Here is an 11,349-nt window from a genome sequence, read left to right on the forward strand (position 1 = left end):
ACGTGAAGCCCCGGGAAACGGGAAGATGGTCGGCATGTCCGCACCCCATGTCATCCGTGGCTCCGTCTCGCTGCCCGAGGCCGAGCTGATGTGGCGTTTCTCGCGGTCCTCGGGGCCGGGCGGACAGCACGTCAACACCAGTGACTCGCAGGTCGAGCTGCGGTTCGACCTCGCGGCGACGAAGTCGCTGCCCGAGGTGTGGAAGCAGCGGGCCCTGGAGCGGCTGGCCGGGCGGCTGGTCGACGGGGTCCTCACCGTGCGGGCGTCCGAGCACCGCTCGCAGTGGCGCAACCGCGAGGCCGCGGCGGTGCGGCTCGCCGCGCTGCTCGCCGAGGCGACCGCGCCGCCGCCCAAGCCGCGACGGCCCACGCGTATCCCGCGGGGCATCAACGAGCGGCGGCTGCGGGAGAAGAAGCAGCGAGCCGAGACCAAGCGGGGCCGTACCGGCCGAGACTGGTAGTTTCCCCGCCCGCGCGCCGCCCAGGACTGGTGGTTTCCCCGCCCGCGCGCCGCCCAGGACTGTCCGCGGCTGTCCGCCGAGGCCGGACTCTCCCTCTGCGGCTGATCGCCGTCGACTTCCCCTCGTCACATTCGCCTTCCGTCGTACGTCAGTGCAGTGACCTGACTGCGACGAGAGAGGCCCTCCATGCGCCCCGACAACGACTACCTCGCCCGGCGTTTCGAGGAGCAGCGTCCGCGGTTGCGGGCCGTCGCGCATCGCATGCTCGGCTCGCTCGCCGAGGCGGACGACGCCGTGCAGGAGGCGTGGCTGCGGCTGAACCGCGCGGACGGGCAGGACATCGACAACCTCGGTGGCTGGCTGACCACGGTCGTGGGGCGGGTCTGCCTGGACATGCTCCGCACCAGGCGCTCACGCGCGGAGGAGCCGCTGGACCCGAGGGAGCCGGGCGCGCCGGAGCCGGACGCCGACCCCGAGCAGGACGCGCTGCTCGCCGACTCGGTCGGGGCGGCGCTGCTGGTCGTGCTGGAGACGCTGACACCGGGGGAGCGGCTCGCGTTCGTGCTGCACGACATGTTCGCCGTGCCCCACGAGGAGGTCGCCGCGGTCATCGGCCGTTCCCCGGCGGCGGCGCGGCAGCTGGCCAGCCGGGCCCGTCGGCGGGTGCGGGGCGCGGCGGAGCCGCGGGCGGACCTGGTGCGGCGGCGTGCGGTGCTGGACGCGTTTCTCGCCGCCGCGCGGGAGGGTGACTTCGAGGCGCTGCTGAAGGTGCTGGACCCGGATGTGGTGGCCCGTACGCCAGGCGGCGTGGCCGCGGGCGCGGCGACGGTCGCGGCCGGTGCGGCGGGCTTCGCGCGGCTGGCGCGGGCGGCGCGGCCCGCGCTGGTCGACGGCGCGACCGGGCTGGTGGTGCTGGTGGACGGGGAGCTGGAGCGCGCGGTGGCGTTCACCTTCGTGCGCGACCGGATCGCCGTGATCGACATCGTGACGGACCCCGGCCGGCTGGCGGAGCTGGACATCACGCTGCTCTGAGCCCTGCCCCCTGATCCCTGATTGCTGATCCTGCTCCCGCTTCGGGCGGGGCGTCAGCCGAGCTGCCGGTACCGGCCGCGGAAGTACATCAGCGGCCCCCCGTCCGCGCTGGGCACGCGCGCGGTCAGGACGCGGCCCACCACCAGGGTGTGGTCGCCGGCCGTCACACGCTGTTCGGTACGGCATTCCAGCGTGGCGAGGGCGCCCCCGACGAGGGGCGCCCCGCTGGCCTCGCCGCGCGTGTAGGGGATGTCCTCGAAGAGGAGCCGGTCGCTGATGCGGCCCTTCATGGCGAAGCGGCCCGCGATGTGCCGCTGGCTCTCGGCGAGCACGGACACCGCCCACAGCGGCTGCTCGGCGAGCAGGTCGTCCATGCGGGAGCCCTCGCGCAGGCTGACCAGGACCAGGGGCGGGTCCAGGGACACCGACATGAACGCCGTGGCCGTCATGCCGACGTCCTCGCCGCCCGGGGCCGTGGGGTCGTCCGGGTCGAGCGGCGGCTCCTGGGCGGTCACCAGGACCACGCCCGCGGCCAGCCGGGACATGGCGGCGCGGAACTCGTCGTTGCTCACCCCCACAGGATGCCCGGCGGCGGGGGCCGTGGTGGGCGAGGACTGGGCGGGGAGCGTGACGGGAGGATGGTTCAGCACATGAGAAACGCTAGTGTGCGCCCCACGGCCCCCGCATCGGACCTCCGTCCGAGGAAGGGCCTAGGACCACCGGCGGAGTTCCGGTGCCGCCCGCATATCTCGGCGGGTTTGCGTGCGATGAAAACCCAGGGAAACACACAGGGAAATCGCAGAAACCTCACTCAATTGTTCACATTTACATGTGACTTGAGTCACAAGAGGGACTAATTGTTGACCCTGTGTACCGAGTGGGCAGCGCGCTGTGATTCAGTGGCGGGGACGATGCGAACCCTTTATTCGCTGCGAGGTCTCGGGGGGAGGGCGAGCATGGAGACCGAGTCGGAGCCCTACGTCCGTCTGGCGTCCCTGCGGCAGCTGCACCAGGTCATGGCCGACATGAACACCGCACGCAGCCTCGCCGACACCCTCCAGACGGTGGCCGACGGCGTGGTCACCGCCCTCGGCTACGAACTGGCCTGCGTCAACCTCGTACGCCCCGACGGTGACCTCGTCGTCGCCGCGTTCTCCGGCAACCCCGCCGCCGAGGCCCTGATCACCGGCCGCGTCGGCTCCCGCGAGTCCTGGGAGCGGCGGCTGAACATGGGCGAGACCTGGGGCGACCTGGTCTTCATACCCCACACCGAGGGCTGGATCCTCGACGACGACGACGTCCCGCAGTGGTTCACCGAGGGCCCCGCCCCCCGCTTCGAGGACGAGTGGCACCCCGCAGACCGCCTCTTCGCGCCCATGTACGCGCCCGGCGGCCAGGGCGGCCCGCACGGCGAGCTGCTCGGCGTGCTGTCCGTGGACCGCCCGCGCAACGGCCGGCGGCCCGGCGCCTGGGGCCGCGAGGCCCTGCAGATGTACGCCTTCCAGGCCGCCATCGCGATCAGCAACGCCCACCTCAGGTCCAACATGCAGCGCGCCCTCGTCCGGCTCGAACGCGAGCAGCAGGCGCTGCGGGCCAGCGAGGAATCCTTCCGGCAGGCCTTCGAGTACGCCCCCTCCGGCATGGCCATCGCCGAGATGGGCGGCGACCAGCACGGCCGCATCCTGCGCACCAACGACGCCCTGTGCCGCCTGCTGGGCCGCCCCGCCTCCGCGATGCGCCGCTACTCCTTCTCCGACCTCGTCCACCCCGAGGACATCGGCACCCTGCTGCGCACCTCGGCGGAAGGCGGCCGGGCCGAGCTGAGGCTGGGCCGCCGCGACGGTACGTACGTCTGGGTGAGCCTGCGCAACAGCGTCGTCGCCGACGCCGCCGACGGGCCCCGCTTCCTGCTCACCCACGTCGAGGACATAGAGGAGCGCAAGCGCCGCGAGCTGCAGCTCGCCCACCGCGCCTCCCACGACTCCCTCACCGGCCTGCCGAACTCCGCCGAGCTGCGCGCCCGCCTCTCCGCGCGGCTCTGCCAGCGCCCGCCGGGGCATCCGGGCGAGCTGGAGTCCGTCGACGCCGCCTACGGTCACCCGGCCTACGACGTCGGCGGGCACGGCTTCGACTTCCGGCCGGGCGCCGACCCGTACGACGCGTACGACCACCACGTGCACACCGTCGCCCCCGAGAGCGAGCACGACGACGGCACCAAGGGCCTCGCCGTGCTCTTCTGCGACCTCGACGGCTTCAAGTCGATCAACGACCGGTTCGGGCACAACGCGGGCGACGCCGTCCTCATCGAGGTCGCCCGGCGCCTGTCGCGCGGGGTGCGCGACGGGGACACCGTGGCCCGGCTCGGCGGCGACGAGTTCGTGATCCTCGCCGACGGCCTCGGCCGGGCCGACGCCCAGGACCTCGCCGTCCGGCTGCGCAACGAGATCATCCAGCCGATCCGCGCCGAGGGCCGGGCCGTACGCGTCGGAGCCAGCTTCGGCATCGGGTGGGCGCACTGCGGGATGACCGCGGACGAAGTGCTCAAGTCCGCCGACGAGCGTATGTACGTCGAGAAACGATCTCGTCCCAAACAGCACAGGCGTGCGGGATGAGCCGCAGGTCAGAGAGTTGATGCGGTCTGAGTCACCAGTTTGGGGCAGCTGGAGCGGGTAGGCTCGCCACCCTGACATCCGTATCGCATCGTTCCGCATGTTGAGGAGTACCAAGGGATGACGCCCGGCAACAACGGCGCGAGCACGCCCGAGGACGACGACCCGTTCGGCTACCTGTACGCCGACGGTCAGGCCAACGGCGCCCAGCCGCCCTCCGGCGGCTACGGCTACCCGAACTCCGTGAGCAGAGTGCGGACGGTCGGCGAACGCCAGTACGGCCAGCAGCAGGGCGCCGCCCCTTCCTACGGCCAGCAGATCCCCCAGCAGGCCGCCCACGGCCAGCAGCAGGGCGCGTACGGCCGCCCGAACCCGCACTACGCCGCCCCCGAGACCCTGCCCGGCGGCGCGCCCACCGCGCCGCAGCAGGCGTACGGCGGCAACGGCGGCGGCCGGGGCCGCGGCCCGAACACCAAGGGGCTGCTGATCGGCGCGATCGCGGTGGTCGCCGCGGTCGTCATCGGCATCGGCGTCGCCATGGTCGGCGGCGGCGACGCCGAGGGTGACGAGAACGGCAACCAGGCAGGCCCCTCCCCGTCCGTCTCGCAGAGCGAGGAGCCGAGCCCCTCGGCCAGCTCCAGCGAGGAGGAGGCGATGGAGCCGCTGGAGACCGACGCCAAGACGCTGCGGCTGTCGCCCGGCGTCGCCACCGCCACGGACGTGCCCGGCGCCAAGTCCGAGGGCGGGGTGTACATCACCGGCCTGAACCAGCCCGGCGCGTCCGTCACCTGGACCGTCGACGGCATCCCCGAGGACGGCAGCTACACCCTCTTCGCCGACTACAGCGCCGCGGGCGCGGACCAGTCGATGACGCTCTTCGTCAACGGCAAGGAATTCGGCACCAAGCTGAGCATGAAGAACTACGCAGGCGCCCCCGCCGGCGACTTCTCCAAGGGCTGGACCACCACCTACGCCTACCCGACCCTCAGCAAGGGCACCAACACCCTCACCATCACCTGCGGCACCGGCGACAAGTGCGACGTCCTGCTGGACCGGCTGCGGGTGAAGCAGGGCCAGGTCACCGAATAGCCGAGCGCCTGCTAGGGCCTGTCTTCCGGATCATGCCGGTGTCGCGGGGTCTGGCACGCACATCTGCGGCGTTGTCGTCACTCGCCGACGCTCCGCGTCGACTCCCTCCTCCGCCTTGCAGCTGCACGCACCAGACCCCGCTCGACCCCGCCAGGAGGCGGAAGCGCCTCGCAGCCGGCCTGATCCGGAAGACAGGCCCTAGGCCGCGGTGGCCTCCGCGGTCACCGACACCCGGCCCAGCAGCTCCTCGTACGCCGTCCGGTCGAACTCGCCGGCCACCGGTGCGAGGACGGTCGCCGTGGACAGGGCCGTCGCGCGGGCCAGGCGGTCTGGCCAGGGGAGGTTCTCCACCAGGCCCGACAGCAGGCCCGCCACCGCCGAGTCGCCCGCGCCCGTCGGGTTGCCGGGCACGCGCGCGGGCGGAGCGGCACGCCAGCGGCCCTCCGGGGTCACCGCCAGCAGGCCCTCGGCGCCCAGCGAGGCCACCACCGAGCGGGCGCCGCGTCTGCGGGCATCCTGGGTGGCCCGCAGCGGCTCGTGCGAACCGGTCAGCTCGGCCAGTTCGTCGGCGTTCGGCTTGATCAGGTCCGGGCGCGCGGCCACACCCCGGCGCAGCGCCTCCCCGCCCGTGTCCAGCAGCACCGGCACCCCCGCCGCCCGGGCGGTCCGTACGAGACCGGCGTACGCCCCCACCGGCACGCCCGGCGGCAGGCTGCCGCACAGGGCCACCGCCGAGGCCGAGGCGAGGAGGTCCGCGTACACCTCCTGGAACGCGGACCACTCCGACGGCGTGATCAGCGGGCCCGGCTCGTTCAGCTGGGTGGTGTCGCCGGTGGACTCGTCGACCACGGCGACCGTGCGGCGGCTCGCGCCGGCGACCGGGACGAGTGCGTCGACCACGCCCGGCGTCGCGGTGAGCCGCTCCTGGATCGCCCGCCCGGTGCCGCCGCCCGCGAAGCCGGTGACCGTCACCCGATGGCCGAGCGCGGCGAGCACCCGGGCCACGTTGAGGCCCTTGCCGCCGGGCCGCTCCACGACCTCGGAGACCCGGTGGGAGGCGTGCGGCCGCAGTGACCGTACGCGGTAGGTGAGGTCGAGAGCGGTGTTCGGTGTGACCGTGAGGATCACCTGGTCCGACCTCCCCCGAAGCGCTTGCCGACTGACTTCTTCCGAAGTCCTGATCATGCCAAAGAGACGGCGACCGGCCCAGCCCCAGGACCGGCCACCGTCTCGTCGACCTGCGGCTCAATCAGCCCAGTTGGGGATCGACCACCCATTCCCCTCGCCGCATGACGCCCTTGACATCGAAGTCCGCGTCCAGCAGCACCAGGTCGGCGTACTTGCCGGGCTCCAGCGAGCCGACCGAGTCGGCCAGGCCCAGCAGCCGGGCCGGGTTCGCCGACAGCGCGGCGACCGCGTCCCCGACGGGCAGCCGGTCGATCGTCACGGCCCGCTTGAACGCGCGGTCCAGGGTGAGGGTGGAGCCCGCGATCGAGCCGCCCTCCACCAGCCGGGCCACCCCGTCCGCGACCTCGACCTCCAGCGGGCCCAGCATGTAGCGGCCGTCGCCGATGCCGGCCGCGTCCATCGCGTCGGTGATGAAGGCGACCCGGTCCGCGCCCGCGTGACGGAACGCCAGCTCCAGCGCCGCCGGGTGCAGATGCGTGCCGTCGTTGATCAGCTCGACCGTGACCCGCTCGTCCTCCAGCAGCGCCGCGATCGGGCCCGGCGCGCGGTGGCCGAGGGCGGGCATCGCGTTGAACAGGTGTGTGGCGACCGTCGCGCCCGCCTCGATCGCCTCGACCGTCTGCTCGTACGTCGCGTCCGTGTGGCCGACCGCCGCGATGACGCCGTGCTCGGCCAGCAGCCGTACGGAGTCGATGCCGCCGGGCAGTTCCGTGGCGAGGGTGACCATCTTGGCGTGGCCGCGCGCCGCGTCGATCAGCTTGCGCACCTCCGCCGGGTCGGGGTCGCGCAGCAGCCCCTCGGAGTGGGCGCCCTTGCGGCAGGGGGAGATGAAAGGGCCCTCGAAGTGGATGCCCGCGATGTCGCCCTGCTCGGCCAGCTCGCTGAGCAGGCCGGCCTGGCGGACCAGGAGGTCCATCTCGTCGGTGACCGTGGAGGCGACGAGGGTGGTCGTGCCGTGGAGGCGGTGGGTGTGGACGGCCTTCAGGACATCGGCCGCCGTCCCGCTGGAGAAGGACGCTCCGCCTCCGCCGTGGTTGTGGAGGTCGACGAAGCCGGGGATCAGCCAAAGGCCGCCGGCGTCGAGGGACCGGGCGTTCTCCGGTGCCCTGTCCGAGATGCGCGGGCCGTCGATGGTGAGTCGGCCGTTCTCCACCGTGCCGGTGGGGAGGACGACGTTGGCTCCGGCGAGGACCAGGGGGGTTCCGTCCGTGGCGGGCTGCGGGCTCGTCGTGGTTTCTCGCGCCGTTCCCCGCGCCCCTCGGTCAGCTGCCATCAGGTCGATACCTCCGTACGGTCCGTTTCGTTGAGGAGATCCCAGGCCAGGAGGCCTGCGCCCAGGCAGCCTGCGGTGTCGCCCAGGGCGGCTGGGACGATCGTCGGCAGCTTCTGGAAGGTGACACGGCGCCGGACCGAGTCCCGCAGTGGTGAGAACAAGGTTTCCCCCGCCTCGGCGAGGCCGCCACCGATGATCAGGGTGCGCGGGTCCAGCAGAGTGAGCGCGGTGACCAGGCCGTCGGCGAGGGCGTCGACCGCCTCGCTCCAGACTCGTACGGCGTTCGGGTCGCCGGACGCGACGGCCCGCGCGCAGTCGGCGGCGTCCGCCCCGGGGTCCCCGCAGGCCGCGGCCCAGGCCTCGCTCACCGCCGCCGCGGACGCGTACCGCTCCAGGCAGCCGCGCTGACCGCACGGACAGGGCGTCCCTTCATGTCGTACGACGATATGGCCGATCTCGCCCGCGAAGCCGTGGGCGCCCGCCTCCACCCGGCCGTCGATGCCGATCGCGCCCGCGATGCCGGTGCCCAGCGGGACGAAGAGGAACCGGTCGGCGCCCCGGCCCGCGCCGATACGGCCCTCGGCGAGGCCGCCGGTGCGCACGTCGTGGCCGAGCGCGACCGGGATGCCGCCGAGGCGCTTGGTCATCAGGTCGCGCAGGGGCACGTCCCGCCAGCCGAGGTTCGCGGCGTACGTGGCGACGCCGTTCGTGTCGTCGACGATGCCCGGCACGGCGACGCCCGCTGCGCCGGCCGACTCGCCGAAGTGCTGCTCGCCGTACGCCTGCAGCTCGGCGGCGAAGTCGAGGATGCCCTCCACGACCGCGTCCGGGCCGCGCTCGCGCCCGGTGGCCCGGCGTGCCCGGTGCAGCAGCTCGCCGTTCGCCCCGGCCAGGGCGGCCTTCATCCCGGTGCCGCCCACATCGAGGGCGATGACATGTCTCACGGGGACAGTGTGGCCCGAGGACCCGCAAGAGGTCTAGTCCACTTGCGTGGTGTAGACCTTGATTCGGATAGCGGACACCCGGGTGGGGTGTCCGAGCGGAACTTGGGCAGGGTTGGGGCTTCGTAGTGCAGCGGCGTAGGACGGGAATGATCGCGGCGGTCGTCGCGCTGGGGATGACGGCGGTCCTGGGGGGCTGCGGGGTCGGCGGCGGGTCCGACGACGTCACCCTGAAGCTGGTCGCCGCCGACTACGGCGACAGCGCGGCCAACAGCTCCGAGAAGTACTGGGACAAGCTGGTCGCCGCGTACGAGGCCGAGCATCCCGGCGTGAAGATCGACGTCTCCGTCTACTCGTGGAACGACGTCGACCGCAAGGTCAAGGAGATGGTCGACGCGGGCGACGCCCCCGACCTGGCGCAGATCGGCGCGTACGCCGACTACGCCGCCGCCGGGCAGCTCTACACCGCCGACGACCTGCTCTCCATCACCACCCAGGCCGACTTCGCCGGGCAGCTCGCCGACGCCGGGCAGGTCGACGGAGAGCAGTTCGGCATGCCGTTCGCCGCGTCCACGCGCCTGCTCTTCTACAACAAGTCCCTCTTCGCCGAGGCCGGCCTCACCCCGCCCACCACCTGGGCCGAGCTCGCCTCCGACGCCGAGGCGCTGAAGGAGGAGGGCGTCACCTACCCCTACGCCCTGCCGCTCGGGCCCGAGGAGGCGCAGGCCGAGACCATGCAGTGGCTGCTCAGCGGGGGTGGCGGCTACACCGACACGCTGGGCACCTACGGCATCGACTCCGCCGAGAACGTCGGGACGTTCACCTGGCTGCGCGACCAGCTGGTCGGCAAGGGCCTGACCGGGCCGGTCGCGCCGGCGAAGCTGAACCGGGCCGACGCGTTCTCCGCGTTCGCCTCCGGCAAGGTCGGCATGCTCAACGGGCACCCGTCGCTGATGAAGACGGCCGCGAAGAAGGGCGTGAAGTTCGGCATGGTGCCCATGCCCGGGCCCGACGGCGAGACCAAGTCCACGATGGGTGTCGCCGACTGGATGATGGCGTTCAAGAAGAACGGGCACCGCGATCAGGTGGGCGAGTTCCTCGACTTCGTCTACAGCGAGAAGAACGTGCTCGCGTTCTCGCGCGAGTACGACCTGCTGCCGGTGACCAACTCGGCGTCGGATGTCATGTCCGCGGCCGAGGAGGACCAGGACCTCAAGCCGTTCCTCGACCAGCTGCAGTTCGCCGAGTTCTACCCCGTGGGCAAGACGTCCTGGGCCTCGGTGAGCGCCGCCGTGAAGGCGGACATCGGCAAGGCCGTCGCCCCCGGCGGGAGTCCTTCCGCTGTGCTCGGGGGGCTGGAGGCGGAGGCCACGCAGGCCGATGCGGCGGCTGCCGCGGGCTAGGGTGCTGGGCATGGACGCAGAGGGGCTCGGGCAGCGGGAGCGGGACATTCTTGCGCTGGAGCGGCGGGGGTTCGCCGGGCCCGGTGCGAAGGAGCGGGCGATCCGGGAGGAGCTGGGGCTGGCGCCCGTGCGCTACTTCCAGCTCCTGAACGCCCTGCTGGACGATCCTCGGGCCCTTGCGCATGATCCGGTGACCGTCAATCGGCTGCGGCGGGTGCGGGAGGCTCGGCGGGGGGAGCGGTGAGCTTGGTGGGCTTGGGGTGAGCTTGCGGTGAGTGCCGTGGGGCTTGCGTGGATAGGGTCGCTGTATGGGCAGCCATCAGCATGATGCGAGTGCAGGTGCGAGCGCCGGTGTGGGAGCTCTGCCGGAGCCTGTGACCGAGGCCGGGCGCGTCGGGCTCGACGCGCTTCTCGCCCGGCCGGGCAAGGCGGTGATCGCCCTCGACTTCGACGGCACGCTCGCCCCGATCGTGCCGGACCCCGATCAGGCGCGGGCCCACCCCGATGCCGCGCCCGCGCTGGCGCGGCTGGCGCCTCGGGTGGCGTCCGTCGCGGTGATCACCGGGCGGCCGGCGGGGGTGGCGGTGCGGTACGGGGGGTTCGCGGGGGTGGCCGGGCTCGAGCATCTCGTGGTGCTCGGGCACTACGGGGCCGAACGGTGGGACGCGGCGAGCGGGGGCGTGAGCGCGCCTGCGCCGCATCCCGGGGTCGCGGCGGTGCGGGCCGAGCTGCCCGGGGTGCTGGACGGGGTCGGGGCGTGGCAGGGCACGTGGGTGGAGGAGAAGGGGCGGGCCGTTGCCGTCCATACGCGGCGGGCGGAGGATCCGCAGGCGGCGTTCGAGATGCTGCGGGAGCCGCTCGGGGCGTTGGCCGCGCGGCACGGGTTGATCGTGGAGCCGGGGCGGATGGTGCTGGAGCTGCGGCCGCCGGGCATGGACAAGGGGGTCGCGCTGGAGGAGTGGGTGCGGTCGGTCGGCGCGGAGTGCGTCGTCTACGCCGGTGACGACCTCGGTGACCTGCCCGCCTTCGCCGCCGTCTCCAAGCTCCGGGCCGACGGCATTCCGGGGCTGCTCGTCTGCAGCGGCAGCGACGAGGTCGCCGAGCTGCGGGAACGGGCGGATGTCGTGGTGGACGGCCCGTCGGGTGTGGTGCAGCTGCTGTCCGCGCTCGCGTCTCGTCTGGCCTGACGGGGGCGGATGCCTGCGGCGGCCTGCGCGGCTTCGGTGGGGGTGGCGGTAGCGCGCCCGCTGGGTGGGTGGGACGGGGCCGGGCCGGGGGGTTGTCCGTCCTCGGTCCGGCGCTACGGTCGGGGACAAGGGGCAAATGGGGTTACGCCCGCCGCCGGGGGCGGGCC

Annotated in this window: 11 protein-coding genes; 7 read left to right on the forward strand and 4 right to left on the reverse strand. The window is 73.0% G+C overall.

The window, feature by feature from the left end; all coding sequences use genetic code 11:
* Positions 1–25: 25 nt before the first annotated feature.
* Positions 26–460 (forward strand): alternative ribosome rescue aminoacyl-tRNA hydrolase ArfB, encoded by a 435-nt coding sequence (gene arfB / locus ACIQ6Y_RS22790; RefSeq protein ID WP_404041774.1) that lies wholly within the window; start codon positions 26–28, stop codon positions 458–460.
* A 186-nt stretch (positions 461–646) separates the two neighbouring features.
* Entirely contained in the window at positions 647–1,492 is an 846-nt protein-coding gene (locus ACIQ6Y_RS22795; protein ID WP_404041775.1) for a sigma-70 family RNA polymerase sigma factor, read from the forward strand.
* Between the two features lie 53 nt (positions 1,493–1,545).
* On the opposite strand, the gene ACIQ6Y_RS22800 is transcribed toward ACIQ6Y_RS22795, so the two are convergent.
* Entirely contained in the window at positions 1,546–2,142 is a 597-nt protein-coding gene (locus ACIQ6Y_RS22800) for a flavin reductase family protein (protein WP_404041776.1), read from the reverse strand.
* 306 nt (positions 2,143–2,448) lie between these two features.
* Here ACIQ6Y_RS22800 and cdgB point away from each other — a divergent pair, with 306 nt between their 5' ends.
* Both cdgB and ACIQ6Y_RS22810 read left to right on the forward strand, forming a co-directional pair.
* Positions 2,449–4,104 (forward strand): diguanylate cyclase CdgB, encoded by a 1,656-nt coding sequence (gene cdgB, locus ACIQ6Y_RS22805; RefSeq protein WP_404041777.1) that lies wholly within the window; start codon positions 2,449–2,451, stop codon positions 4,102–4,104.
* 117 nt (positions 4,105–4,221) lie between these two features.
* Positions 4,222–5,190, forward strand: a complete 969-nt coding sequence (locus ACIQ6Y_RS22810) for a carbohydrate-binding protein (protein WP_404041778.1) — start codon at positions 4,222–4,224, stop codon at positions 5,188–5,190.
* A gap of 198 nt (positions 5,191–5,388) precedes the next feature.
* On the opposite strand, the gene ACIQ6Y_RS22815 is transcribed toward ACIQ6Y_RS22810, so the two are convergent.
* The 3 genes from ACIQ6Y_RS22815 to ACIQ6Y_RS22825 all read right to left on the reverse strand — a co-directional run bounded on the left by ACIQ6Y_RS22815 (position 5,389) and on the right by ACIQ6Y_RS22825 (position 8,595).
* Positions 5,389–6,318 carry a 1-phosphofructokinase family hexose kinase gene (locus ACIQ6Y_RS22815; RefSeq protein ID WP_404041779.1) on the reverse strand — a complete coding sequence of 310 codons (930 nt, stop codon included), beginning with the start codon at positions 6,316–6,318 and terminating at the stop codon, positions 5,389–5,391.
* 121 nt (positions 6,319–6,439) lie between these two features.
* Positions 6,440–7,651, reverse strand: coding sequence for an N-acetylglucosamine-6-phosphate deacetylase (nagA, locus tag ACIQ6Y_RS22820; protein WP_404041780.1), 1,212 nt, complete (start codon positions 7,649–7,651; stop codon positions 6,440–6,442).
* On the reverse strand, positions 7,651–8,595 hold the full coding sequence (locus tag ACIQ6Y_RS22825; RefSeq protein WP_404041781.1) for an ROK family protein: 945 nt from the start codon (positions 8,593–8,595) through the stop codon (positions 7,651–7,653). The genes nagA and ACIQ6Y_RS22825 overlap by 1 nt, the downstream gene beginning before the upstream one ends.
* Positions 8,596–8,741: 146 nt before the next feature.
* Between ACIQ6Y_RS22825 and ACIQ6Y_RS22830 the strand changes: the two genes are divergently transcribed.
* From ACIQ6Y_RS22830 to otsB, 3 genes are all read left to right on the forward strand, one after another.
* Positions 8,742–9,995: an ABC transporter substrate-binding protein gene (locus ACIQ6Y_RS22830; protein ID WP_404041782.1), complete on the forward strand. Its 1,254-nt coding sequence runs from the start codon at positions 8,742–8,744 to the stop codon at positions 9,993–9,995.
* A gap of 10 nt (positions 9,996–10,005) precedes the next feature.
* On the forward strand, positions 10,006–10,239 hold the full coding sequence (locus ACIQ6Y_RS22835; RefSeq protein ID WP_404041783.1) for a DUF3263 domain-containing protein: 234 nt from the start codon (positions 10,006–10,008) through the stop codon (positions 10,237–10,239).
* A gap of 64 nt (positions 10,240–10,303) precedes the next feature.
* Positions 10,304–11,182, forward strand: a complete 879-nt coding sequence (gene otsB / locus ACIQ6Y_RS22840; protein WP_404041784.1) for a trehalose-phosphatase — start codon at positions 10,304–10,306, stop codon at positions 11,180–11,182.
* Positions 11,183–11,349 lie beyond the last annotated feature (167 nt).

It is taken from the genome of Streptomyces sp. NPDC096205, assembly GCF_044763135.1.
Classification (GTDB): Bacteria; Actinomycetota; Actinomycetes; order Streptomycetales; family Streptomycetaceae; genus Streptomyces.